This window comes from Campylobacter concisus, from assembly GCF_002165815.1.
In the GTDB taxonomy this organism is placed as follows: Bacteria; Campylobacterota; Campylobacteria; order Campylobacterales; family Campylobacteraceae; genus Campylobacter_A; species Campylobacter_A concisus_BH.
In genome coordinates this window covers 262,842-289,175 of record NZ_NDYN01000005.1, presented here as the reverse complement: position 1 = coordinate 289,175, position 26,334 = coordinate 262,842, and the positions used below count along the sequence as shown (strand labels likewise).

Sequence of the window (26,334 nt, the reverse complement as noted above, 5' to 3'; positions counted from 1 at the left end):
TTGTAACGATAAAACATCTCTTTGGCAAATTTCATAAAAATTTAAAATTTTATCTTACTAAAAGCTAGCAGCGTTTTTTTGGTAAATTTATAAAAAATCAAGTAGTTTTTAAATTTAAAAACGACCCAGAAATGACAAAAATTCTTATATAGATTTTTTATTTACATTATTATTATTTTGGTTATAATCGCGTGAAAATTTTAAATGGATGTTTTAGTTTTAAATTTAAAGGATGAAAGATGCAAAGCGTTGGTGTCGTCGCAAAGATAAGTGGAAAAGTTTTTGTAAAACGAAACGGAAAGTTGATCTTGCTAAAGCAGGGCGACGAGATATTTTTGGGCGATGAGATCATCACGCAAAGCAGCAACGACACTATTGTTATAAATTTCGATCACGCTGCGCCTATCACGCTACTTGAACCACAAACTATTATCATCACAAAAGAGCTATCAAATGCAAAATTTGACGACCAAGGCAATGAAGCGCAAGTAGAAGAGGACAAGAGAAGGATTTTTGGCGAGAGCGAAGAGTCTAGTAGCAAAAGCAGCGACGAAAGCGCTCAAGGCTCTAGCCACCACTCTCATGGCTCAAGTCATGGTAGCGACGCAGCAAGCATAAATGGGTCAAATTTTGACACGCAAGGGCACATCTCAAACGTAGTTTGGTTTGATGGCGGTACGCTAGAGCTACCAGCTATCATCTCAAGCGAGCCAGCAATGCCGGTTGGTTCTATTAGCGGAGCAGCGCCAGTAGCGGCTGAGCAAAAAGAGAGCGCTCCAGCTATACCAGCGCCTAGCATCGCACTTTTAAAAGACCTTGACGGCGATGGTTATATCAATATCGCAGAAGCAGGCGGCGATCCTAATCACACAAGCATGGCTGTTGCTTTTAACAACGACTTCAAGCCAGGCGACAAAGTAACGCTAGAAGTTGTAAATAACGGCGTAAAAACCACGCTTTCTTACAAAGTAGATCCTGCAGGCACAAGCGTGATAAATGAAAACAATCCAAGCGAAATTTTGCCTATCACGCCAAATGCAACAAATCCAGATCAAAAAGAATTTATCATCCCAAGCGTTGCTATCACGCCAAATGCCCCGTTTAATGTAAGCTCTAGCATCACGTTAGCAAGTGGTGCCAGCTCAGCTCCAGCAAAGGCAGCCGCAAGCGTTGATACTGTTACGCCAGCTCTTAGCTTTACAAAGGTGGTTTTAGGCAAAGACCTAAACGGCGATGGCGTGATAGACGCTAGCGAAAATGGCTTTAATCCAGCCAGCAGTACGCCAAGCGATGATGCGAAGATCATTTTATCGCCAAATATGAAAATAGGCGATAAGATAAAGCTCACCACCACCGATCCTGACGGCACTTTACATGAAAAGACGCTCGTTAAAACATCTAGCGGCACGCTTGTAGATAAAGATAGTGGCGAGAGCTATCCACTCACAAGTGAGAGCGGTGGAAATGTCGGTTTTAACGTGGCAAGCGCTGTTAAAATTTCATCATCAACGCCAACAAATGTAAATATCCAAATGATAAGCAAATCAGGCAACCCAGGTGCGACAGATACGATAACTATCGCAAATAATAACGATCCGATCGCCGTTTTTACCCTTGATGAGAACAAAGATGGCATTATAAATGCAGCCGAACTAGCTAAAAGTGGCGGCACGGCGTCGCTTATCGATATCTATGTGCCAAATAACGCCACAGTTGGCGACAAGATCCGCATAAAGGTCGATGACCCAGCTAGCACACCAACAAGTGTTACAAAGACCTATACTATTGCACCTGACGGACTCACTGCCACGCTTGATGGAGGTAGCGAGACTATCTCTATCCAAAATGGCAAGATCACAGTTACTGACCCTACAAGCTCAACTGATCCAAGTAGGAAAAAACTAAACACGACGATCATTGACGGCACGACTGGAGCTTTAAAAGCTTCAAGTATGAGTGAAATTTCAAGCGATACGGTCGCACCTGTTAGGTCTCCGCACGTGCAGTTTGCAAAAGATAGCGATAAAGACGGCGTGCTAACTAGTAAAGAGAGTGGCTTTAGCCCTGATGGTGCGAAAACCTCTATAAAGATGAAAATTCCAAACGACGCAAGAGATGGCGATAAATTTGAGATAGATATCGCAGGAAGCGACGGCAAAACAGATAAGATAACCATTAAAATTTCTCAAAATGCATCCGGCGCATATAGTGCCACAAGAGATGATGGCGTAGCTATTAGTGTAAATAATGGCACCATAGAGACCACGACAAAACTTTATGGCGTTACGACAAATTTCACGACCACATTTACCGACAAAGCTGGCAACAAAGCAGACCCAGTCACAGACGAGATCACCGTAGATAACAGCATAAAGGTGCAGTTTGCAAGGGATAATGACGGAGACGGGCTAATTGATAGCATCACCACGCCTTCTGGCTCACCCTCAACCCAAAGCGACCTTGATATCTACGTGCCTAGCAATGCAAAACCAGGAAGCAATGTAAGCGTCACTATCTCAACTCCGACCATACCAGCCATAACCACAACGGTCAAATACACAATAAGCGACGATGGACTAACTGCCTTGCCAAGCGACGGCTCGGCGCCACTTCCTATAGTAGATGGCAAATTTAGCATACCAAATGTCCCTATCTCGGTCGATCACTCTACGCCTGTTAGAGCCACTATCACTACACCAAACGAGGTCACCACAACTGATGGCGTTCGCGGTAGACTCTTTGACTTTGGAATTTTAAGCTACATAGATGACGTCAAGCTTGCCACGCAGATAGATGGCGGAGCTATAAATATCGCTAAATACCTTAGGGTAGAGGACTATGAGAAGGTTATCCAGAAAAATAACTTTGATGATGAGACAAAAACTATAAAAGAGTACAACATATCACTTACTAACGACGAACAGCCAAACATTATATTTGGCGTGGACCGCGACCCTGGCACAAAGCTTCGTTTAGCACTTGAGGATGATCATGGTAATGCCAAAATTTTACCAAGCGGGCAAACATATATAGATCTAACAGTCGGCGCAGATAAACGTGTAAATATGGACTTTGAGGCCCTTGGTATAAAGCTAGATGAGAGATATTCAAACATAAGAGCAACCGTTTTAAAGAGTGATGACACAAAGGATGATGATCTGATAGTTCACGTAGATCTAGACGCCACTCCTGATGCGATCGGCACTCCAACGGCAACTTCACATGTAACTAGCGTAGATATCTCAGGCAGTGTTGGCACCGATGCTAGTGGCAATAACACTCTAAATAAAAACACCATAAACAAAGTAGATCTTTATGATCTGCTAAATTCCGTCCATAAAAGCTCAGCCCTTGATGATACGCACAGCTACTCTGAAAATTTTGCCCTGCCAGCAAACAGCACTGGAGCAAATTTCATGATAAAAAATGCCGACACCGCAGGAAATGTCTCTGTTAGCACAGTAACTTTTATCGGCAATAGCGGCCTTGATGCTGATATGTGGTTTTATAACTACGTAGATCCATCGTGGAGAGCTAGAGTTGGTGGCGATTCTGGTGTTTATTCGCAGCGAGGGGGCAAATCCATCTATAAAGACTATATCAAAATTTACTCTCCAAGCGCCTCTACTACATATGACGTTGTGCAGTTTGCATCTGGGACGCGCTATAAGACCCTGTCTGATCAAGGCAATATGCATGCAGAAGATCTAGCAAGAGTGGGTAGATACGGAAACGATGCCTTGTATAGCGCATCTAACCCATACGCACCAAAGAAATTTATAAACGGCGTAGATACGACTGCTGGCACGGGAGAAAATATTGGCTTTGCAAATGGCGTACTAAAAGGCAAGCCTGGCAACTACACGCTTGGAGAGTCAAACCCTGTTGGCTCTGATCTTGTCATGAAAATGGATGGTTGGATATATGTAAATGCTCCTGGAACATACTCAGTAAGAGCAGCCGACCTACACAACTATGTAGAGCTAACTATAAATGGCAATACACAAAAATTTGGAAGTGCAACAACATTTATAAATCCGTCCACAGAGGTATCATATGGCAAAAATGGTCAATGGTGGAGCAGGGATTTTACATTTAATAAAGCTGGCTTTTATAAATTTGACATGGAGTATATGGACGGAACTGGCGAGATGAATTTATCTTTATACATAATGCAAAAAAATAGTGCGCCAGCTAGTGGACCTTATCCGATAGACACTTTAGTAGGATCAGAGCATAGTGGTACTCGCCTCTTTAGTAACAACTACGTTGAAGCGCTCATTCAAAATGATTTTATAAAAAAGATAGGCACTACAAATTCTTACGAGATAAATACAAGCAAATATAGCGAGGCAAATTTTGGTGACCCTGTATACCTAAAACAAGAAGGCGATGTAAAGGGAGGCAACCTAGATGACGCTTTTGTTTATAGTAAGGGCAGGGCGATAGATGGCAAAGGTGGAGTAGATACGCTTATAGTAGTTGATGATGTGGATTTTTCAAATTTAGACAATGTTAAAAAGATAAATAACTTTGAAAAAGTGCAACTTGGTAGTGCAGATCAGGCTGTTTCTATAAAATTTAGCCCAAATGGCATATTTGATATCGTAGATAGTAGAAATACAAGAGATGCGAGCAATAGTGCAGCCAGCGAGAGCGTAAATACTGTGCTAAAGGTTATAGGCGATAGTAAAGACCTGGTGCAGCTTACACATGATTTTGTAAAAGCAACAAAAGCAGATATCACCACGCTAAATAATAAACATAGCGTCGTTGGCGATACGTACAACAAAGTAGATGTCACAAGCGATGGTGACGCGGTAAATCAAGTCTATAAAGCAACATTTAATCGCCAAGAAGTTATCAATGGTAACACAATAAATTCAAAGCACACTGTATATGTCGAGATCCAAGATGGCGTGCAAGTCGATCTGTTATAAAACTCACCTTGGTTCTTTCAAGAGAACCAAGAATAGTCTATAAATTTAATTTTATGTAATTTTATATATAAAATAATATGTAAAATTTTATGCAAATAAAGCTAAATTTGCTCGTTTTTGCTCTTTGCTATCTTTTTTATAAGCTCCATATCGCCGTTCATTGCTAAACTCATAAAGCAAATGCCGTTTGCGCCTGCTTTTATGGCCTCTTTGTAGTTTTGGTTGTTTAGTCCACCAAGTGCGTAAATTTCTTTATCAAAGCTTTTTAGCTCACTTATAAAATTTAGCCCTTTTGGCTCTAAACCCGCCTTGCAAGAGGTGGTAAATATATGAGAAGCAACGAGCACGTCAGCGATTGTAGCTGAAATTTTAGCCTGCTCTAGGTCGTGAGCTGGGGCGTAAATTTTGGCTGTTTTTCTAAATTCATCTAAAAAAACGCCGTGATTTTTAAAAAAATCAAGCTGTGCCGAAGTGAGCCAAAAGTCGCTCTTTAGCTTGCAAGCTACGTCAAAAAATTGATTAATGATAAATTTCTTGCGGTAGTTTTCACAAATTTGAGCCACAACCCTAGCAAGATCGTAAAAATTAGCCTCATTTAGCCCCTTTGCTCGAAGCAAAATTTCATCCACGCCAGCCTTGCAAAGTAGCTGAATCCTCTTTAAAAAGTCATCGCCCTCATAGCTTTCAAAGTCGGCCACACAGAGAATTTTAAACATAGACATACTCGCTCATCAAGGGTTCTAGGCCGTTTGCTTTTATCATTGCTTTTATCTCATCCACGCTTCTGCTATCACTTATCTCAAACTGCTCGTCGCCCTTTTTCTCTTCGCCGTGAGCGCCGATGCTCACTTTTACGCCAGCGCTTATCTTGTTTGCAGCGATCTTTACGGCATTGTCGCGAAATTTCGCCTTTTCTCTGGTTGAGATCGTTATACTGGCTGTTGGCATGAAAATTCTATAAGCGCAGATCACTTGCAAAAGCTCGCGCTCGCCCACGTCACGGGGATTGATGCGGTCGTTGTTGATGATAGGGCGAAGTCTTGGGCACGAAAATGCGATCTCAGCGTGCGGATACTTTTTTTGAACTAAGCTTGCGTGAAGTGCCGTAGCAAAGGCGTCAAGTCTAAAGTCATCTATGCCAAGAAGTGCCGCAAAGCCAACTCCTCTCATGCCTCCAAGAAGCGCTCGCTCTTGCGCATTTAAGCGGTATGGGAAAATTCTTTTATTGCCGCCAAGGTGGATTTTCTCGTATTTTGTGGGATTGTAGGTCTCTTGAAAGACGGTCACGTAGTCTGCGCCGCTTTTGTGAAGCAGGGCGTAGCCGTCAGAGTTTAGTGGGTAAATTTCAACCCCAACGACTTTAAAAAATTTCTTTGCCAAAGCGCAGGCGTTTGCGATGTAAGCGACACTTGAGTTGGTCTCGCTCTCGCCAGTTAGAATTAAAATTTCTTCTAAGCCGCTCTTTGAAATTTCTCTTAGCTCCCTTGTGATCTCCTCGTCGCTTAGCTTTGCTCTTTTTATATTATTTTTAGCGTTAAAACCGCAATAAACGCAGAGATTGTCGCAGTAGTTTGCTATGTAAAGTGGGGTAAAAAGCGTGATGTTTGAGCCAAAATTTGCCCTTGTTTTTGCTTGGGCGAGCTGGGCTATTTGCTCTAAAAATGGCGCTGCAGCAGGCGAGAGCAGGGCTTTTAAATTTTCAAGTGAGCAGTGCTTTGCATTAAGAGCTGCTTTTACGTCAGCTTCGGTGTAAATTTCAGGTTTGTAGCTAGCGCGCTCTTTTAAAATCTCATCCATAATGTCGCTACCAACATCTTGCATGTGAGGTAGTAGCTGCATGTGGTCAGTTTTAGTAAAATTCATCAGTCTAAAAATCCAGTGAGCGGAGATGAGGCATTTGCGCTTTTGCTCTTTGCGCCAAGGCCTGCTAGATAGGCGTTGCGACCAGCGATGATGGCCTCTTTAAAGGCTCTTGCCATTAGCGGGATATTTTTAGATGAGGCGATGGCTGTGTTTGCCATGATCGCAGCCGCTCCCATCTCCATCGCTTCGCACGCTTGTGAGGGCCTGCCTATGCCAGCATCAACGATGATCTGCGTATCAAGCTCGTTTATCAAAATCTCAATGATATCTTTAAAAACTAGCCCTTGGTTTGAGCCAATGGGCGCAGCTAGAGGCATTATGCAGCTAGCTCCCGCACTTAGCATCGCTCTTGCGGCATTTAGATCTGGAAACATATAAGGCATCGGCACAAAGCCGTCATTTGCCAAAGCTTCGCATGCTTTTATGGTTTCAGCGTTGTCTGGAAAGAGAAATTTAGAGTCAGTGATGATCTCTATCTTAACAAGCTCGCCACATCCAAGCTCACGTGCGAGATGGGCGATACGAACGGCCTCTTTGGCGTTTCTGGCGCCACTTGTGTTTGGCAAAAGCGTCACCCCTTTTGGGATAAAGTCAAGTATATTTCGATCTTTGCTTTCGTTTATGCGCCTAAGAGCAAGGGTTAAAATTTGCGCTCCAGCCTCGTTTATGGCTGAGTCTATGAGCTCATGCGAGTACTTGCCAGAGCCAAGGATAAAGCGGCTTTGAAACTCCTTGCCGCCAAGGATCAAACTATCATTTTGCACTTACGCCTCCAGGTCCATAAGTAGTCTAATGGCCAAATTTGCTTGGTGATTTGCGCAGACTGCGACGCGCGGCGCCATGAGCCCTTGACCGATCTTTGCCTCGTTTGTGAGGTCGCCGCAAAGATAGACATTTTTGGCAAATTTTATGGTTTTTATGAGATTTGAGCTAAAGTGGCCTGCCATGCCAGAAGCGCCGATGATCTTTTTCTCTTTTAAGCTAGCTCCTGCTTCGTTTAGTATCATCGCCTTGCCAGCGACGTTGTCAAAGGCTTCGCATAAAATTTCGCACTCACCAAAGACGCTAGCCACGTTTTTTTCATCCAAAAATATATCGTGAGCTTCGACCTCGACAAAGGGATTTACGTCATTTATCAGCTCTTTTAGCGCCTGCGTCTTTTTCAAGCCGATGTGGCGGACAAAATACTGCTGGCGGTTTAGATTGCTTGGTTCAATAACGTCAAAGTCGGCAAGCACTAGCTTTTTTACGCCAACTCTTGCAAGGCTTAGTGCGATATTTGAGCCAAGGCCGCCAAGTCCAGCCACGCCGATTACTGCCTTGCTTAGGGCTAAATTTAGCTCAGGGCTGTTTCGTGAAGCGATCATCGCGCGTAAAACTTCACGCTCAGGCATCACGCCACGCCTTATAAATACGACGTTTGAGCCATCTTTTAGCTCGCTATCTTCTTTTATAGCAAAGCCATCAACTATAAAAATGTCCGGCTTTGTCGCGTTAAATTTCTCTAAAAATTTATAAATTTCACTCTCTTTATCGCCAAGAGCAAGCTCTTTTAGCTCGCCAAGGCTTTTTACTGGCACTTTAAATTTTGCGCCATTTAGTACTATCTCTATCATTTTCTCCTCATCCGCCACCAACTAAAGTGACGATCTCATAGGCTTTGGCCTCGCTCATAAAGTGCTCACTCCAAAGCTTTTTTGGCAAAATTTCTCCGTCACGCTCAAGGGCTATAAATTTAAGCTCATAGCCATTTTGAGCTAAAAAATCATAAACGCTTATATCGTTTTCAAGCTCGAAAATTTTGCCATTTACTCTAAATTTGATCATTAAATTTTGTAGCTTTTTACAAAATTTGCGATCCTCTCGATCGCTTTTTTTATGCTCTCGATGTCGGTTGCAAAAGAAATTCTAAAGTATCCCTCCATACCAAAGCCCACACCTGGCACGGTTGCTACGTTCGCCTCTTCAAGCATCTTTTTGCAAAACCTAAGTGAGTCGCTATCTACATCTTTACATTTTACAAATAGATAAAACGCGCCATCAGGCTTAACTACGCTTAGCCCAGGGATAGCATTTATCATCTCAACTGCCACGTCGCGTCTTTTTTCATACTCTTTTCTCATGTTTTCGATATCTTCGTCAGTTTCGCCTAGAAGTGATGGGATAGCACCTATTTGCACGATCGAGCTGATGTTGCTTGTGCTTTGGCTTTGTAGCTTTTTGATGCCTGCTATTAGCCAGTCCATCGAGCTTGCGATATAGCCAAATCTCCAGCCAGGCATCGCTCCGCACTTGCTTAGGCCATTTATCGTGACCGTTCTTTTGAAAAGATCCTCGCTTACTGAAGCCACTGCGTGAAATTCTTTGCCGTAGATCACTTTTTCATAAATTTCATCGCTTGTGATGATGATGTCAGTACCCTTTAAAATCTCGCCAAATGCTATGATCTCATCTTTTGTATAGACAGCTCCGGTTGGATTTGTCGGGTGATTTAGTGAAAATACCTTTGTCTTTGGCGTGATCGCTTTTTTTAGCTGCTCGGCGGTTATCTTAAAATTTGTGCTCTCATCTGCTTCGATAAAGACAGGCACGCCGCCACAAAATTTAACGATCTCAGGGTAGCTCACCCAGTATGGAGAGGGGATGATGACTTCATCACCTGGGTTGATAAGCGCTTGAAATACGTTAAAAAGTGAGTGTTTTGCGCCGATGTTTGTGACGATTTGGCTTGCTTTATAGTCAAGTCCGTTATCTCTTTTTAGCTTTACTCTGATGGCCTCTATCACTTCAGGCAGGCCAGGCACTGGCGTGTATTTGCCACTTTTACTGTCGTTATCAAGTGCGTTTTTTACAGTTTCTCTTATCTTTTTTGGAGTCATAAAGTCAGGCTCACCAGCTGAAAGCGAGATCACGTCGATGCCAGCAGCCTTCATCTCTTTGGCCTTTGTGCTGATCGCGATGGTTATAGACTCGCTTAATGTTTGCATTCTGTTTGCTAGTTGCATTTTCGTCCTTTTTTAGTTGATCGTCTTTAGGTAACTATTGTCATTTAAAAATAGATAAAGTTCGCCCAAAATTTGCTTCTTTTGCGTTTCGTTTATCAGAGTTGATTTCTCTAAGCGCTCATTTAGAGTGTCTTGGATCTCGTAGATATCGTAGTCCATGTCTTCCATGATATCAAGGATCGACTGGCTCTCTAGTAAATTTGTGATCTTGTAGCCATCACTTGTTATCTCCACGGTAGCTTCTGTTGGATGAGTGAAGAGGTTGTGCTTCATGCCGATCACCTCTTGATATGCGCCAACTAGGAAAAATCCCAAGAAATAATCCTCCTTCTCCACATCCACATCGTGCAAAAGTAGTGGGTTTTTCTCGTCATCATAGCTGATCTCGCCGTCGCTATCGCAAGTGATATCCCAGATCGAAGCTGGCAGAGTAGGGCGCTCATCGAGCCTGTCAAGTGGCATGATAGGGAAATTTTGCTTTAGACCCCAAAAGTCTGGCAAGCTTTGAAAGATCGAGAAATTTAGTAGGTATCTCTCTTGAACCTCTTTTTGAATTTTAGTTAGATCGCTTGAGTTGCTCTTATTGCCAAGCATCACGACAGCCTTTTTGCTAATGAGCCTTAAAAGCACCTCTGCGTTTGACCTATCTTGCAGATCGACATATCCTAGATCAAAGAGCGTGAGGATGCTTTCTGTGTGGTGGATGGCGTCGTGCAGATACTCTAGGGCGTTTGAAGGCTTGATTGATTTATAAAGATCGACTAGCTCGGTTATTAAATTTGGATTGTTTTTCTTTAAATTTAGCTTCTCTTCGGTGTATTCTTGAGAAAAAAGCTCAAGCACAGGAGCAACCAAAAGTGCGTGAGAAGCGGCGATGTAGCGACCTGACTCTATGAAGATATCTGGCTCGATCTCCTTTTTTTGCTCGCTTATAGTTTTAAGCATATAAACAACGTCGTTTGCGTATTCGTTTAGCGTATAGTTTCTGCTGCTCTCTTCTTTAAACTGCGAGTACTCGATCGCAAGGCCACCACCTAAATTTATAGCTTTTAAATTTGAGGCGCCCATTTTTCTAAGCTCAGCGTAGATGTTGCCAGCCTCGATGAGTGCTTTTTTGAGTGGATGGATCTCGCTTATTTGAGAGCCTATGTGAAAGTGTATCATCGTAAAATTTTCAAGTAAATTTGCCTTTTTTAGCATCTTTACAGCTTCTATTAGCTCAGTTGATGTTAGGCCAAATTTAGAGTGTATGCCTCCACTTTTTGCCCAGAGCCCTGAGCCTGTCGAGTGCAGTCTTACCCTAAGTCCGATCTTTGGTTTTGGTTTAAAGCGCTCTTTTGCGATGGCGATTATAGCTTCAAGCTCGTTTAAGCCCTCGATCGTTAGTGTGATGTTATGCCCCATTTCAGCGGCGATAAAGCCTATGTTTATCATCTCTTTATCTTTAAAGCCATTTACCGTTATAGGCGCTTTATCGTTGTTATAAGCCATAGTTAGAAGTAGTTCAGCCTTACTACCAGCCTCAAGGCCGTAGTTGTAGGGTTTGCCAAGGCGAACTAGGTTTTTTACAAAGCCTGGATATTGATTGACCTTAAGTGGAAAGACAGCGTTAAAGCTGCCTTTGTAGGCAAACTCTTTCTTTGCCTTTGCAAAGCTCGCGTGGATCTGCTCGATCTGCTTTTGGATAAGGTGCGGAAAGCGAAGCAGTAGCGGCCCTCTATAGCCATCGTCTCTTATCTCTTTTACGATGTCGATGATCGCTGGCTTGCTAGCTTCGTTTATGCAGACTTTGCCATCTTCTATCACAAAATTTGAATTGCCCCAAATGCTAAGTCCAAAATCATTCATCCCAGCTCCTTTTCAAGCTCATCTAAATTTATCGTTTTTTCTTCTTTGGTCTCTAAATTTTTATACCAAATTTTATTCTCTTTCATCTCATTTTCGCCCACGCAAAGGAAAATTTTTGCATTTTTATTGTCGGCATTTTGTAGATGTTTTTGAAGTTTTTTAGCTTCATAAGAAATTTCAACCTGATATTTTTTGCGAAGTTTTGAGCCAAGATTATAGATAAAATCAACATTCGCCGCATCAAGCGCGCAAAGATAAACTCCCTCTCGCTCATCCCCAGCTTCGCCTAAAATTTCCATTATCCTCTCAACGCCCATCGCAAAGCCAACGCCGTAACTTGCTCTACCGCCAAGATATTCAACTAGCCTGTCGTATCTACCTCCGCCTGCGACTGCGCTTTGTGAGCCGATCTCGTTGCTGATAAACTCAAACGCCGTCTTGCAGTAGTAGTCTAGCCCACGAACGAGCTTAGTGTCTATCTCAAATTTAACGCCATTTGCCGTTAAAATTTCTTGCAGTTTTGCAAAGTCAGCCTGCGCCTCATCGCTTAAGCTATCAGTGATAACTGGAGCATTTTTATAAATTTCTTGGCAGCTTTCTATCTTACAGTCAAGCACGCGGATAGGGTTTAAAAGCTTGCGTCTTTTGCAGTCCTCGCAAATTTTTTCGTCGTTTTCATCTAGAAATTTGACAAGCTTTGCTTTGTAAGACTTCATCGAGCTCTCGTCGCCAAGCGAGTTTATTTTTAGGGTTGTTTTTATATTTAGTCTGTTAAAAATTTCGCTCACCATCAAGATAATGCTCGCATCCTCATAGACGCTGCCCTCGCCAAAGCACTCACAGCCAAACTGGTGAAATTCTCTCAAACGGCCTTTTTGTGGGCGCTCGTAGCGAAACATCGAGCCGTGATAAAAGCAGCGTTTTGTCACATTTGCCCTGTCAAGTTTTGCCTCGATAAAGGCTCTAACCACGCCAGCCGTGCCCTCAGGACGCAAGCAAACGTCGTTGCCGCCTTTGTCTTCAAACTGATACATCTCTTTGCCCACGATGTCACTGCTCTCGCCGACACTTCTTTTAAAAAGCGCCGTCTCCTCGAGGTGCGGGGTCAAAATTTGCTCATATCCGTAGTTTTTTGCGACTTCCTCGCAGGTTTTGATTATCTGTGCATAAAGTTTTGCGCGAGCTGGAAGCATATCTTTCATGCCACGAAGTGCCGTTATCATCGCATTATCCTTTTTATTTTTTTGTGATTTTACTTAAAATTTATAAAATTTTCTATCTCTTTTGAAATTAGCTCTATGCTTTTAGATGCGTCTATAAAAAGCGTTTCAAAGCCATTTTTGATAAGAATTTGCTTCATCAAACTTTGCACTTTTAAAAGATACTCTAGCCCACGAGCCTCGATCTTATCGCTGGTGCCTCTTACTTTTAGGCGCGAGCTTATAAGCTCACGGCTTGCTTCAAAAAAGATGATCTTATCTGCAAATTTATCATTTAGTGCAAATCTATTAAGCTCTAAAAGCACGTTTTCATCTAAGCTTTCATCATTTGCCAAAGCGTAGGCGATGCCAGAGATAAAGCCTCTGTCGCTTAAAATCAGTTTGCCTAAATTTGGAGCGACTAGCTTTTCAAAATGCTCAGCCCTATCAGCTAAAAAGAGTAAAATTTCAGCCCTTTTGCCTATTTTTATGCTTGAGCTTAGTAAAATTTCACGTAAATTTTCACCAAGCTTTGTGCCGCCTGGCTCTTTTGTGACGATGGCATCGCTAAATTTAGAAGCTAAAATTTCTATCTGCGTGCTCTTGCCAACGCCGTCAATGCCTTCAAACAAAATATACATTTTACGCCTTTAAATTTTTAAGAATTTTTGCTGGCACTAGGTTGCTCACGTCGCCGTCATGGCGCAAGACTGAGCGGACGATCGAGCTTGAGATAAAGGCGTTGTTTAAGCTTGGCATAAGATAAACCGTCTCAAATTCGTCCCAAAGTGCAGCGTTTGCGTAGCCGATTTGTAGCTCGTATTCAAAGTCGCTAACCGCGCGAAGCCCCCTGATGACGGTGTTTATGCCGTGCGATTTAGCAAAATCAACAAGCAAGTTATCAAAGCCAAGCACGCTTACATTTTTTAGCTCACAAACTGCCTCTTTTACCATCTCTATGCGCTTTTCGTGTGCGAACATCGGCTGCTTGCTGTCACTTTTTGCAACTGCGACGATTACCTTGTCAAAAATTTTTGTAGCTCTTATGATAACGTCTAAATGGCCGTTTGTTATTGGGTCAAAGGTCCCTGGATAGATGCAAGATTTTTTCAAATTTGCCACCTTTTGTAAAGATTATTTTCGATTTTTAAGGCATCAAGCCACTTGCCGATGATGAAATTTTCCATATCAGAAAGGCTCTTTATGCCTGCGTAGTAGCCTAAAACTGGCGGAGCGATGGTAGCTCCAAGAGATGATAGAAGCTGCATCTGAGAAAGCGCGATCGTAGAAAATGGCATCTCTCTAACGCCCAAAACTAGGGTTTGTCTCTCTTTTAATGCGACACTTGCGGCCCTTGTGATGAGTGTGTCGCTTATACCGTTTGCAACTTTTGCCAAAGTATTAGTAGAGCAGGGCGCTATGATCATAGCATCCGTGCCAAACGAGCCAGAAGCTGGACCTGCGCTAAGGTCTTGATCATCATAAATTTTTACGCCAAGATCATCTAAATTTAGCTTCAAATTTTCTTCAGCCTCCAAGACTTTCATAGCATTTTTACTAACTATGACATGCGCTTCGCAACTATTTTTGGCGGCATTTACTAGCTTTAGAAAAAGCCCAGCACCGCTTGCTCCAGTGGCTGCAAAAACTACCTTTTTCATCTGATAACTGCCTCGTCTTTGCCTGAAACTGTGGCCTCTAAAATTTTATTTTCTCTTGTTCTTACCTTTATCATATCGCCTAAATTTCCATCTTCAAGCGCCTTTACTTCAGCGATTATCTTGACGCCACCTTCGCTTAAAACTGCGTTTAGCATTTGACCTTTTTTGACTAAACTTATGGCGTTAAACTGACGTTTGGTTAAAATTTCTCCGCTTCTTATCTGCACTTTTGTGACAAGCGTTGAGGCGCTAAGTCCAAAGAGTGCGTCACGCGGCCATTTGCTAAACTCGATCATCGTTGGTTGGTAGTCAAGCAAGCTTAAAATGTGGTTTGTGTTCATTGAGTTTATAGCGATAAAAACTGGCATTTTAGCGTTAAAACTAAATTTAAAATAAAGGCTCTTTAAACTTAGATCAACATCCTCAAATGAGGCTCTAAAAACGCCTTTTTGGCTATTTTGATCGTTTAAAAATATATTTTTAAAAACTAAGTCTTTAAAATTTGCAGGAAGTTTGTTTTGCGGACTGATGCTAAGATCGCTCACGCTGATGCCTGGATATTCGTTGCTGATCTCTCTTAGAAACTGCATCTGAATTTCATCCATGATAGAGCAGTTTTTCACAAAAGCTACGCTGCCGCCGCTTTTGTCATTATATGTTTTAAAATTTGCTGTTAGAATTTCATAGAGTTTTTTACTATCTATCTTGGCAGCTCTTTTGCCCTCTAAGTTTAAAATTTCATTGTCTTCGCCTTCAAAGCCAAAAGTACTAAGTGAAATTTGATCATTGACGACACAATACATCGGATAGATGCTGACTTCATTTGCAAAAAGTTTTGTGAAAAATAAAAAAAAGAGTATAAAAAAGATGGAGCGGGAAACGAGATTCGAACTCGCGACCCCAACCTTGGCAAGGTTGTGCTCTACCCCTGAGCTATTCCCGCAATCAAAATGAAGTCCGCATTTTATCAGATTGTTTTTCATTTGTCAAGGATTATGGAAGCTTTATAAGTGAAATTTCACTATTTTGTAAAATTTCACCTTGATCAGGGCTAGTTATCAACACAAAATCACTCTTTAATATATGATTTATCATGCCTGAGCCATATTTTCCGCCGTCAGTTGCTATAAATTTGCCATCAGTTACATTACCAAAAACCGCATTTGCTCTGCCTGATTTTACCTTTAAATTTTCGCTATTTATAGCTTTTTGCGTCACAAAACACTCGCTTTTTAGAAGTGGCAAAACAAGCATCATCGTACAAAGATAAGCAGCCATAGGGTTGCCAGGCAAGATAAAAACAAGCCTGCCATCTTTTTCATAAGCCTTGCAAGGTCTGCCAGGTCTTATGTCAAGGTGCGAGAAAATTTCGTTGTATCCAAGCTCACTTAGGGCTATCTTCATAAAATCAGCCTCACCAGCGCTTGCTCCACCAGAGCAGATAACGATGTCGTAGTTTACAGCGTTTAAAAATGCCTGCTTTACAGCGCTTAACTCATCTTTTATAATGCCAAGATATGAGCTTTTTTGGCTGATTGAGCTAAGAAGTGCAGCGATGCCAAGTGCGTTTGCATTGTAAATTTCATCCTCGCTAGCTCTTTGCCAAGGCTCGATGATTTCGTTGCCACTTGAGTAAATTCCAACACTAGGCTGCTTTTTCACATCTATAAAGCTTATGCCCTGAGCTGCAAGCATCATCACGCTTCTTGTGTTTAAAATTTCGCCACTCTTTAGTAAAATCTCACCAACTTTTGTCTCTTCGCCTTTAAAGCGGTAAGCCTCGCCTTTTTTAAGCTTAGCTGGCGCTTTTACAAACTCGCCCTCAACCACGCAATCTTCAAACCTCATGACAGTATCAGAGCCCTTTGGCATCTTAGCACCTGTCATTATCTTCACACACTCGTTTTTGCTGATAGCTAGCTGCTCTTTATCGCCTGCAAAGGCACTTGCGATTATCTTATAAGGTTTATCTTTCTCATCAAATTTAACAGCAAAGCCATCAAGCGCTGAGTTATCAAAGCAGGGCAGGTCTTTGACCGCTATCACGTCATTTGCTAAGGTTTTGCCAAGAGCCTCGCTGATGGGTAAAATTTCGCTCTCATTTTTTGGTTTAAATTTAGCTTTTAAAGCCTCAAGTGCGTCATTTACTAGCATTTTTACTCCTCAAGCCTAACAATTTTTGCCCCAAGGCTTTTAAATTTCTCCTCCAGCCTCTCATAACCTCTATCAAGGTGGTAAATTCTATGCACCAAGCTCTCGCCATTTGCGATAAGAGCGGCTAGTATCAGCGCTGAGCTTGCTCTAAGATCAGTCGCCATGACATCAGCTGCATTTAAATTTGCAGGGGCATAAACGCTTGCGATGTGACCGTTTAAGCGGATATCTGCGCCCATTCTAGCTAGCTCACTAACGTGCATAAAGCGGTTTTCAAAAAGCCTCTCATCTATCGTGCTAACGCCATTTGCCGCAAGACAAAGCGCCATAAACTGAGCCTGCATATCGGTTGGAAAGCCTGGATACTCAGTCGTTCTTATCCCGACTGGTTTTATCTCATTTGCCGGCAAAATCGTGATCTTATCGCCGTCTATTTCGATGCCAAAGCCCATCTCTTCAAATTTATTTAAAATGGCCGTCATGTGCGCAGCATTTGCCTTTGTGACTGAAATTTTGCTATTTGTGATAGCTCCAGCGCAAAGGTATGTGCCAGCTTCGATCCTATCAGGGATAACCTCGATATCACAAATTTCAAGCAGTTTTTGACCGCTTCCAGTGATCTTTAGCTCGCTCGTGCCTATGCCTTCGATCTTGACACCACTTCTTGATAAAATTTCACAAATTTGCACCACTTCAGGCTCAAGCGCGACGTTAAAAAGCTCTGTCGTGCCGTGTGCTAGAGCTGCTGCCATGATGATGTTTTCGCTGCCAGTTACGGTGATCTTGTCAAAAACTATCTTTGCACCTTTTAGTCCATTTGGTGCGGTTGCGACGACGTAGCCTTGCTTTATCTCGATATTTGCACCCATTTTCTCAAGTGCGCTTAGGTGCAGATCTATTGGTCTTTGTCCGATCGCACAGCCTCCAGGTAGGCTCACTTCGCAGTGTCCAAAGCGCGCTAAAAGCGGACCAAGCGTCAAGATAGAAGCGCGCATCTTTCTAACGATGTCGTAGTTTGCCGTGGTCGAATTTACGCTGCTCGTGTCGATACTTAGTGAGTTTTCATCTTTAAATTCACACTTTGCTCCAAGATTAACAAGCAACTGGCAAAGCGTCTTTATGTCAGCGACATTTGGGATATTTGTTAAATTTATCTTATTTTTAGCAAGTAGGGTTAGGGCGATGATAGGTAGGGCGGCATTTTTGGCTCCGCTGATCTTTACTTCGCCGCTTAATTTGGCATTGCCTTCTATTTTTAAATAGTGCATCATTATTTTTTACCTTAAGAAAATATATTTTTTGCCGATTATATTGTTTTTAAACTTAGAGTAAAGAAAACAGGGCGCTATTTTCGCTTTATTTACATTTAAGAGTTAAAATTACGAAAATTAATTATTTTGGATAAAAATATGTTAAGTTTAATAAATAAAAGAGTATTTTTTGCACTTTGTATCGCACTTTTTACAGGTTGTTCTTTCACCTCAAATGAGCCTAAAATCCCACAAAATGACTACAATCAAACCGCCTCTACAAATAGTGACTTTAGCAGGCAAACTTCTGGTGAGCTTTTAGACGAAGATGACGGCAGAGCTGATAAAGAATTTGGTTCATTTTTTAAAAAATACTTAAATACTAGAGCAGGGGGCGATTGCTCAGGCTTCGTCTCTATCGTTAATGCAAAATATAAAAATATGTATTTTGATGAAAAAACCATCAATAACTACTACAGCAAGGGTGGCAGAAAGTCAAAAGCCATCTACAACTTCTATGAAAGCCAAAATTTGATCACTCATAAAAATCCAAAAAAAGGCGATCTCATCTTCTTTTCAAACACTCTTGGCAAAGGCATACAAAAAAATAAAGACAAGAAAAACGTCACTCACGTTGGCATCGTAACTGCCATACTTCCAGATGAGACGGTCAAATTTATCCACAACTCTGGCGGCAGGATCATCCACAGCTATATGAATTTAAAACAAAAAAACACGCATCTAAAGGGCGATAAAGAGATAAATAGCTACGTTGTAAGATGCTCAAACGCTAGCTGCCTAGCGGCAAACAGATTTGCTGGATATGGCAAAGCTAAGTAGCCCAGCTACATTTGCGCTTATCCTTTTAAATTTAGCTGCATTTTTTGGCGTTACCTTTTTGCACTCGCGTGAGCTATGGCTTGCGCTTGGTTTAAATATCTATTTTTTAGAAAAACTCTATTTATTTCAGCCCCTCACATCTATCTTTATGCACGCAGGCACAGCTCACTTGCTCATGAATATGATCTTTTTATATCAAGTTGGCACGATGAGCGAGCTATATCTTGGCACGAAGAAATTTATCATTTTTTATATTGTTGGCGGCGTTTTGACGCAAATTTTAAGCTTTATTTATATATATTTTGCATTTGAAAATGAGAAATTTATAAATTTAGTCGGTGCAAGCGGCGCTTTGTGTATGCTCTTTGGCATGCTGGCGACCTCGATGCTTTACTCAGACAAAAAGGCGTGGTTTGGCTACTTTGCCATAGTTGTCGCTATGAGCTTTTTGCCGCTACTTATGGGCATAAATGTCGCATGGTACGCGCACTTTATAGGCTGGGGCATTGGCTGTTTGTATGCTAAATTTTACTTAAAGAGAGCAGATGAGATTTTTTGATGAGATCTGGGACATTTTAAACGAAGGCGACGTGGGGCTTAAATTTTTAAAATTTGAGCTATTTTACGAGAAATTTAGATCAAATTTGGATATTTGTTTTGACGAAATTTCTGCGCCAAATGAGCTAACTACCCCATGCTACGCTAAATTTTGCGACGTTGTTAGCATGAAAGAGCTAAACAAAAAGGTAAAGCCAAAAGATAAAAACCTAAATTTCATCCACTCAGTCGCTCACATCGAGTTTAGTGCCATTGACATCGCGCTTGATGCTTGTTATAGATTTAGAGGGCTGCCAAGGGAGTTTTACGAGGACTGGCTGGAGGTGGCTGATGATGAGATCAGACACTTTTGCATGATAGAAAATTTACTCACAAAGCAGGGCGGTAGATATGGCGAGCTAAGCGTACATGATGGCCTATTTATCGCACTTCAAAAGACTTCAGACAAGCTTACTAGCCGCATGGCGCTACTACCAAGATATATGGAGGCAAACGGGCTTGATGCAAACGCTCACATCATCAAAAGGCTAGAAGCTGAGGGCGGGCAAGAAGAGCTCATTGAGTGCCTAAAAGTCATCTTAAAAGAGGAGGTCTCTCACGTTTATAAGGGCGATAAATGGTTTAAATTTGCCTGCAAAAAAGAGGGCGTCGATGAGAAAAGCTACTTTGACATCATCTTAAATTTATATCCAAATTCATTTAAAAGCATTAGAGAGATCAACGAAAAAGACCGCTTAAAGGCTGGATTTAGCGAGGAAGAGCTTAGTTGGATAAAGAATTTCTCAAAGGAGAGATCATGAGCAAAATTTACTTCATAAGGCACGCAAAAGCAGTTGATGAGAACAAAGACGGCGCAAAAGACGCTTCAAGAGAGCTTAGTCCAAAAGGAAAAGAGGACGCTAAATTTATGGCTAGCAGGCTAAAAATGTATGATGTGATGCCAGGAGCTATCTTTTCAAGCAGTGCTAAAAGATGTGAGCAAACAGCAAAAATCATCGCTAAAACTTTAAAATTTAAAGAAAAATCCATAGAGATAAAAGACGAGCTTTACGACATAAGCTTTGAGGATCTGTTGGAGTTCGTAAGAAATTTAGACAAAAATTTAGATGAAATTTTCATCATCACGCACAATCCAAGCATAACTGAAATTTGCGAATATCTAAGTGACTCATCGATCGATAATATCCCAACTTCAGGCATTTTTTGCATTGAGTTTGAATGTAAATTTAAAGAGCTAAAAGAGGGCAGTGCAAAAGCTCTGTTTTTTGACCACCCAAAGAAACATCAAAGATAATTTATTAAAAAATCCACAAATTCACTCATCGCAATTTGACAGGCACAAAGAACATCTGCTTGTTTTATTTTTAAATGCAAGTTTTGCTTTTGAATCAAAAATCATTTTCTACTCAAATTTAAAATTTATTACTCTTGAAAATTTAACCATTTCAAGTTCAAATTACTAAGCATAAAAGCAAATTTAAAATCAACCATAATTGCAATGCAAAATATGACAAAAGGTAAAATGCAAGGTATTTTATATATTTTATATTGAAAACTATAATTTTCAAATTGATATTTTAAAATCTTTATTCTGCTCTTTTAAATGTTTTAAATGGCTAGATTTGGCTAGTTTTTGCATTTTATCTTTTGTGTGATCTAAATTTATCCATTAAATTTAGCGTAAAAATATTTGTAAGAAAATGAGTTAAATTTTACACTTTTCAAAAATTGTGAAATTTACATTTATCTTATACGTAACTTAAAATTTGATCTACCCTATTTTGAAAATGTAAATAAAGTACTTGCTTGAGATGGCATTTTTGGAGGCAAATTTAATCCAAAGCGAGTGCTTTTTAAAAGCTAATAAGGCGATCTTATGCATATAAATTTTAAGAGCAGCATAAAATAGAATAAATGCGTGATATCTGTTTTTGTGTGCCAAATAGTGATCTTGTGAGTTCAATTTTGAAGCAACTAGTAGTTAAATTTGCTGTGAAAACACGCATAAAAACTATTTTTCAAGCTAAAGTGCGTAATTAAATTTTATCGTCAAAAAGCGTGCGGATATCTAGTGTGTAGTTTTTAGACATAAAGATCGGTGAGTCTAAAATTTCAAGCACGCCGTCATCAAATGAGAGAAATTCCACTACTCTTTTTGGCTTTCCGGCGGTTTTTATGCTCATATCAGCTTAGGCGCACTACCTTTATGATCTGCATTTTATCTGCCGTCCATTCAGAAAAAGCTAGAAATTTAGAGTCCTCTGAAAATAAAAAGCAAGCAGTCGCCCTTTCGCTAAGTAAAATTTGATGGGCACTGCCATCTTTAACTAAATTTTGATCCAAATTTGATAGTCTTTTTGCGTGGTTTGAAAGCTCGTTTTTTAAATTTAAATAGTGCTTGCTATTTATAAAAAGCCGTAGCTCACCAATGGTTGGAGCGCCCATAGCGACCTCGCAACCTTCAAATTTGGCGCTAAATTTACCATCACTGCTACATGCATTTGCCTCGTAGTCCCAAGCCGAATTCATAAATTTACCTATTAAATTTGCCTGCCATGGCTTTGTAGATATTTAGCTCGTCTTGTAAAAGCGTGTATTTTGCTTTTAGTAACCCTATTTTAGCCTCTAGCTCGCTGTTTTTAGCCTCTAAAAACTCTTTTAGCTCAACCTTGCCGTAGGAGTATTTTAGCTCGTAAATTTTTGAAATTTCTTCATAGTTTTTTATCTGATCTTGGTAGTTTGTAAGTAGCGCTTCGTCGGATAAATAGCCTTTGTAAAATGCGTCTATCTCGTTTAATGCGTTATTTAGTATGCTTATGTAGTTTAGCTTTGCAAGCTCGAAATTTGCCTCGCTAACTTTTAAATTTGACTTTAGCTTGTGGTAGTTTAAAAATGGTAAATTTAGAGCGATGTTGCCATTTAGAAATTTAAGGCTAAAGGCTTCCTCTTTTTTGTCGGTGCTGCTTTTGAGGCTGGCTCCTAGCGTGATGCTTGGATAAAACTCTTTTTGGCTCGCTTTGTAGTTTAAGATGCCCTCTTCTATGCGGTAAATGGCCGCTCTTAGATCAGGCCTGTTTGCTATGGCGCTTGTTGGCACATCTAGATCAACACCCGCACTTTTAACGGGACTTAGCGTGAGGCCTTCAAATTTAAGCTCAAATTCTGGCCTCTCATTTAGCAAAATCCTAAGCGTTTTTTTAGCACTCACTAGCTCTTTTTTGGCACTTTCTATCTTATTTTGAGCGTTTAGTTGCTGCGAGTTTATCTGCTTTAGGCTTAGCGCCTCCTCTTTGCCAAGCTTAAATTTAAGCCCAACTATCTCATTTAGCTTGTTATAAATTTCTAAAATTTGCTCATAAGTTTTTATGCTCTCGTTTAGATATAAAATTTGAAAATAAGCATCTGCCACGTAGTTTATCACGCTTAGTTTGCCAGCCTCTAGATCAAATTTAGTAGCTCTAGCTTCAAACATCGCTGCGTCTTTGCTATTTGCTAGCTTTTGCCAAAGATCAAGCTCGTAGCTAAGCCCTATGCTTGAGCCAAAGCTTCTAGTGACCGCGCCACCCTCTTTTATGTTTTTACTACTTGTTGCCTCGATGCCAGCGCTAAAACTAGGGATCAAATTTGCCTGCAAAACGCCAGCTTGAGCGAGCGCTTTATTTACATTTATCGCAGCTTTTGCAAGGTCGGTGTTGTTTTTAAGAGCAAGCTCTACAAGCTCATCAAGGTAGCTTTGCTCATACTGCTTCCACCAAGAAGTGTCTAAATTTAGCTCACCACTGGTGTTATCTTCAAGTAAAATTTGTTTGTAGTTTTCATCTATATTTTTAACAGCGCAGCCGCTTAAAACGAGCACTAAAGCTAGGCTTAGAAATTTCATATTACTCCCTTGAAAGTGCATCTATTGGATTTAGTTTTGAGGCGTTTTTAGCTGGCATGTAGCCAAAGATGATGCCAATCGCCATCGACGTGACAAGTGCAAGCACGATCGAGCCGTTTGAAAAGATCATGCTAAAGCCGTTTAAGAAGTTGTTAAAGATGTAGCCAATGGCGTAGGATAGGACGATGCCGATGGCTCCGCCGATAAGGCAAAGTAGCACGGCCTCTATCAAAAACTGCTGCAAGATGTTGCTCTGTCTAGCTCCGATCGCCATTTTTATGCCTATCTCTTTGGTGCGCTCGGTGACTGAGACTAGCATGATGTTCATGACGCCTATGCCCCCAACTACGAGTGAGACGACGGCGATGCTTGAGATGAGAAGGCGCATGGTTGAGATGGTCTCTTCGATCGTTTGTTTGATGCTGTCTGAGTTTCTTGTAAAAAAATCCTTTTTGCCGTGCTTGATCTCTAAAAGCTCAGTTAGTGTTTTTTCGGCGATTTGCGCATTGACGCCCTCATTTACTTTGGCTGTGACCGAGCTTATAAATTTATCTCCAGTGACCTTGTTTAGCACGGTCGTGTATGGAGCGTAAATTTTAAGCGTGCTTGAATCTCCCATCTTAAAATCATCCTTTTGCAAAACGCCGATAATGCGAAGTGGCTTTTTGTTAAAAAGTATGATCTTGCCGATAGGATCATCATTTTTAAAGATGCTATTTTTGGTGTTTTGATCGATTAGTGCGACTGAAGCGGAGTTTAAAACCTCGTCATCATCGTAAATTCTGCCCTCTTCTAGCTTTAGCCCATTTACGTCAAAGCTCCCTACCCCGCCACCTTTTAAGCTCGCACTTAGCGAGATATTTTCATAGGTTAGCACGCCTGAAGTGCTTGTATTTGGCGTGACTGAGTCTAGAAAGGACTGCTTGGCAAGCATGTTTGCGTCGCTAATGGAGAGCGTTTTTACCTTGCCTGAGAGCATATCGCCAAAGCCTTTACCTGGCATGATGTCGATCGTGTTTGTGCCGATCTTTCTGATACCAGCTAAAATTTGCTCCTGCGAGCCTTTGCCAAGGGCTACGACGCTAATAACCGCGGTGATACCTATAATAATGCCAAGCATCGTTAAAAGCGATCTTAGTTTGTGCGCTAGCATCGCATTTACCGACATTTTAAAGCTCTCTATTAGCTGGTCTTTATAGTAGGTAAATTTACTCTTTTCTGGCTGGGTTTGCTTGCTGGCTTCATAAATTTTGCTATTTTTGACATTGTCAATTACGATGTTGCCATCTTTTATCTCTATCACCCTACTCGCATACTCTGCGATCTTTGGGTCGTGCGTGACGATGATGATGGTGTGACCTTTTTTGTAAAGATCAACTAAAATTTCCATCACCCTAAGCCCACTTTTGCTATCAAGCGCGCCAGTTGGCTCGTCTGCTAAAATGATCTCGCCGCCATTCATCAGCGCCCTTGCTATGGATACCCTTTGCTGTTGTCCGCCTGAGAGCTTGTTTGGCAAATTTTTAGCTTTTTCGCTAAGTCCAAGCGAGCCAAGAAGCTCATTAGCTCTTTTCTCTCGCTCGCTCTTATTTGCCCCTGCGTAGATGCTTGGTAGCGCTACGTTTTCAAGGGCATTCATCGTGCTAAGCAGGTTATATCTTTGAAAGATAAAGCCAAATTTATCTCGTCTAAGCTTAGCAAGTGCGTCGCTATCAAATTTTGATATGTCTTTGCCGTCCAGTAGGTACTGCCCACCACTTGGGCTATCTAAGCAGCCAAGGATGTTCATCAGGGTTGATTTGCCAGAGCCAGACTGACCGATGATGGCTATAAACTCGCCCTTTTTTATCTCTAAATTTATGCCATGCAGGATCTCTATCTCATTGTCACCTAGCTTAAAGCTTTTGGTGATATTTTTTAGGCTTATCACTTAAAACTTCTTATGTTCTTTTGCGATCATCTTAGCGATCTCGCTTGATGAGCCTTGAGATGTGATGATCTCGTCACCCTCGTTTATACCGCTGATGATCTGCGTATCGAGGTTGTCTTTTATGCCGGTTTTGACCGCTGTTTTTACTGGCTTGCCATCTTTTAGCAGATAGACAAAAGTGCCGTTTTCATCTTTTTTGATGCCGATGCTTGGCACGATGATGGCGTCCTCGACGTTTGCTATTAAAAGCTCGTTTTGTGTGGTCATGCCTATTCTTAAAATTCCATCTTTATTATCAACGATGCTTTGTGCGTAGTAATAAACCGCCGAGCTGCTACTTGAGCTACTTGAGTATGAAGACTTGCTGCTACTACTTGAGCCGTAGCTGCCATCACTTAGCGTAGTAAGCCCAGGATCTATCGAGCTAACAGTCGTTTTAAATTTCTTCGTTGGCTCAGAGAGGATCGAGTATTCAACTGGCGTGCCGACTTTGATCTTTGTGATGTCGCCCTCTGCTATTTGCATCTTCATTTTAACTCGGCTAAGATCAGCGATATTTACGATAGTTGGCGTAGTTTGGTTGGCATTTACAGTCTGACCCTCTTCAACCTGCACGCTTACAACCGTGCCATCTCTTGGAGCGGTGATCTTTGTGTAGCCTAAATTTATCTTTGCGGTGCTTAGCTCGATATTTGTCTGCTTGATCTGAGCTTCAAGCTCCTTTATCTTGGCGCTATTTGCACTATATGTGTTTTTTGCGCTTTCAAATTCTTGCTTTGAAGTGGCGTTTTTGGCAAAAAGTGCATTTTCTCTATCAAACTGCGTTTTAGCGATATTTAGAGCCACTTTTGCGCTTTCAAGCTGGGCTTTGTAGATGGCAAGCTGAGCTTCTTTATTGTCTATGCTATTTTGCTGGGTTGAGCTATCGATACTTGCGATCATATCGCCCTTTTTTACCTGATCTCCAAGCTTAACATATAGCTTTTTTATCTGACCGCTCACCTGAGCTCCCACGTCGATTAGCTCGGTGGCGAAAATTTCTCCAGTTGCATCGACTTTTTTGCTAAATGAGCCTTTCTTTGCCTTTTTGGTGATAAACTCCACCTTTTCATCTTTTATATTAAAAAATTTATCATAGATGAAGTATCCACCAACGCCTAAAATAAGCAGGATTATTAAAATTTTAGTTTTTTTCATCGCTTCTCT

General features: G+C 41.3%; 22 protein-coding genes, 1 tRNA gene and 1 pseudogene. 5 read left to right on the top strand and 19 right to left on the bottom strand.

Translation table 11 applies throughout. From position 1 onward, the window contains the following. Positions 1-239 precede the first annotated feature (239 nt). A complete protein-coding gene (locus B9N65_RS06430) occupies positions 240-4,940 on the top strand; it encodes a hypothetical protein (RefSeq protein ID WP_087583257.1) in 4,701 nt (1,566 codons plus the stop codon). 101 nt (positions 4,941-5,041) lie between these two features. On the opposite strand, the gene B9N65_RS06425 is transcribed toward B9N65_RS06430, so the two are convergent. From B9N65_RS06425 to murA, 15 genes are all read right to left on the bottom strand, one after another. Next, complete coding sequence (locus B9N65_RS06425; protein WP_087583256.1) at positions 5,042-5,656, bottom strand: thiamine phosphate synthase; 615 nt, start codon at positions 5,654-5,656, stop codon at positions 5,042-5,044. Continuing rightward, positions 5,649-6,803: a 2-iminoacetate synthase ThiH gene (gene thiH / locus B9N65_RS06420; RefSeq protein ID WP_087583255.1), complete on the bottom strand. Its 1,155-nt coding sequence runs from the start codon at positions 6,801-6,803 to the stop codon at positions 5,649-5,651. The genes B9N65_RS06425 and thiH overlap by 8 nt, the downstream gene beginning before the upstream one ends. Next, positions 6,803-7,567, bottom strand: coding sequence for a thiazole synthase (locus B9N65_RS06415; RefSeq protein WP_087583254.1), 765 nt, complete (start codon positions 7,565-7,567; stop codon positions 6,803-6,805). The genes thiH and B9N65_RS06415 overlap by 1 nt, the downstream gene beginning before the upstream one ends. Beyond that, positions 7,568-8,419 carry a sulfur carrier protein ThiS adenylyltransferase ThiF gene (thiF, locus tag B9N65_RS06410; protein WP_087583253.1) on the bottom strand — a complete coding sequence of 284 codons (852 nt, stop codon included), beginning with the start codon at positions 8,417-8,419 and terminating at the stop codon, positions 7,568-7,570. Positions 8,420-8,426: 7 nt separating this feature from the next. Then, positions 8,427-8,630: a sulfur carrier protein ThiS gene (gene thiS, locus B9N65_RS06405; RefSeq protein WP_087583252.1), complete on the bottom strand. Its 204-nt coding sequence runs from the start codon at positions 8,628-8,630 to the stop codon at positions 8,427-8,429. Further along, positions 8,630-9,808: a pyridoxal phosphate-dependent aminotransferase gene (locus B9N65_RS06400; protein ID WP_087583251.1), complete on the bottom strand. Its 1,179-nt coding sequence runs from the start codon at positions 9,806-9,808 to the stop codon at positions 8,630-8,632. Before B9N65_RS06400 ends, thiS begins: the two co-directional genes overlap by 1 nt. 12 nt (positions 9,809-9,820) lie before the next feature. Next, positions 9,821-11,656 (bottom strand): biosynthetic arginine decarboxylase, encoded by a 1,836-nt coding sequence (speA, locus tag B9N65_RS06395; protein WP_009293792.1) that lies wholly within the window; start codon positions 11,654-11,656, stop codon positions 9,821-9,823. Beyond that, positions 11,653-12,879, bottom strand: coding sequence for a histidine--tRNA ligase (gene hisS, locus B9N65_RS06390; protein ID WP_087583250.1), 1,227 nt, complete (start codon positions 12,877-12,879; stop codon positions 11,653-11,655). The genes speA and hisS overlap by 4 nt, the downstream gene beginning before the upstream one ends. 29 nt (positions 12,880-12,908) lie before the next feature. Next, on the bottom strand, positions 12,909-13,496 hold the full coding sequence (tmk, locus tag B9N65_RS06385; RefSeq protein ID WP_087583249.1) for a dTMP kinase: 588 nt from the start codon (positions 13,494-13,496) through the stop codon (positions 12,909-12,911). 1 nt (position 13,497) lies between these two features. Then, complete coding sequence (gene coaD / locus B9N65_RS06380) at positions 13,498-13,968, bottom strand: pantetheine-phosphate adenylyltransferase (RefSeq protein ID WP_087583248.1); 471 nt, start codon at positions 13,966-13,968, stop codon at positions 13,498-13,500. Beyond that, the gene (locus B9N65_RS06375) at positions 13,965-14,516 is read right to left on the bottom strand and encodes a UbiX family flavin prenyltransferase (protein ID WP_087583247.1); all 552 of its coding nucleotides are present in this window, start codon (positions 14,514-14,516) and stop codon (positions 13,965-13,967) included. The genes coaD and B9N65_RS06375 overlap by 4 nt, the downstream gene beginning before the upstream one ends. Then, entirely contained in the window at positions 14,513-15,319 is an 807-nt protein-coding gene (flgA, locus tag B9N65_RS06370) for a flagellar basal body P-ring formation chaperone FlgA (RefSeq protein WP_087583246.1), read from the bottom strand. Before flgA ends, B9N65_RS06375 begins: the two co-directional genes overlap by 4 nt. A gap of 65 nt (positions 15,320-15,384) precedes the next feature. Beyond that, positions 15,385-15,459 (bottom strand) — tRNA-Gly (locus B9N65_RS06365). Between the two features lie 50 nt (positions 15,460-15,509). Continuing rightward, positions 15,510-16,670, bottom strand: a complete 1,161-nt coding sequence (locus B9N65_RS06360; protein WP_087583245.1) for a molybdopterin molybdotransferase MoeA — start codon at positions 16,668-16,670, stop codon at positions 15,510-15,512. Between the two features lie 2 nt (positions 16,671-16,672). Further along, a complete protein-coding gene (murA, locus tag B9N65_RS06355) occupies positions 16,673-17,941 on the bottom strand; it encodes a UDP-N-acetylglucosamine 1-carboxyvinyltransferase (RefSeq protein ID WP_087583244.1) in 1,269 nt (422 codons plus the stop codon). A 138-nt stretch (positions 17,942-18,079) separates the two neighbouring features. Here murA and B9N65_RS06350 point away from each other — a divergent pair, with 138 nt between their 5' ends. Genes B9N65_RS06350 through B9N65_RS06335 form a run of 4 tightly spaced genes read left to right on the top strand, consistent with a single transcriptional unit; the run spans position 18,080 to position 20,612 of the window. Next, complete coding sequence (locus B9N65_RS06350) at positions 18,080-18,760, top strand: NlpC/P60 family protein (RefSeq protein ID WP_087583243.1); 681 nt, start codon at positions 18,080-18,082, stop codon at positions 18,758-18,760. Then, a complete protein-coding gene (locus B9N65_RS06345) occupies positions 18,744-19,319 on the top strand; it encodes a rhomboid family intramembrane serine protease (RefSeq protein ID WP_087583242.1) in 576 nt (191 codons plus the stop codon). The genes B9N65_RS06350 and B9N65_RS06345 overlap by 17 nt, the downstream gene beginning before the upstream one ends. After that, positions 19,306-20,118, top strand: a complete 813-nt coding sequence (locus B9N65_RS06340) for a ferritin-like domain-containing protein (protein ID WP_087583241.1) — start codon at positions 19,306-19,308, stop codon at positions 20,116-20,118. Before B9N65_RS06345 ends, B9N65_RS06340 begins: the two co-directional genes overlap by 14 nt. Continuing rightward, a complete protein-coding gene (locus B9N65_RS06335; RefSeq protein WP_087583240.1) occupies positions 20,115-20,612 on the top strand; it encodes a SixA phosphatase family protein in 498 nt (165 codons plus the stop codon). Before B9N65_RS06340 ends, B9N65_RS06335 begins: the two co-directional genes overlap by 4 nt. Positions 20,613-21,354: 742 nt before the next feature. Here B9N65_RS06335 and B9N65_RS06330 read toward each other — a convergent pair. From B9N65_RS06330 to B9N65_RS06315, 4 genes and pseudogenes are all read right to left on the bottom strand, one after another. Then, positions 21,355-21,847 (bottom strand): annotated as a pseudogene (locus B9N65_RS06330) (flagellar protein). A 4-nt stretch (positions 21,848-21,851) separates the two neighbouring features. Beyond that, a complete protein-coding gene (locus tag B9N65_RS06325; protein ID WP_087583239.1) occupies positions 21,852-23,198 on the bottom strand; it encodes a TolC family protein in 1,347 nt (448 codons plus the stop codon). A 1-nt stretch (position 23,199) separates the two neighbouring features. Beyond that, a complete protein-coding gene (locus B9N65_RS06320; protein WP_087583238.1) occupies positions 23,200-25,128 on the bottom strand; it encodes a MacB family efflux pump subunit in 1,929 nt (642 codons plus the stop codon). Continuing rightward, a complete protein-coding gene (locus B9N65_RS06315; RefSeq protein WP_087583237.1) occupies positions 25,129-26,325 on the bottom strand; it encodes an efflux RND transporter periplasmic adaptor subunit in 1,197 nt (398 codons plus the stop codon). Between the last annotated feature and the right edge of the window lie 9 nt (positions 26,326-26,334).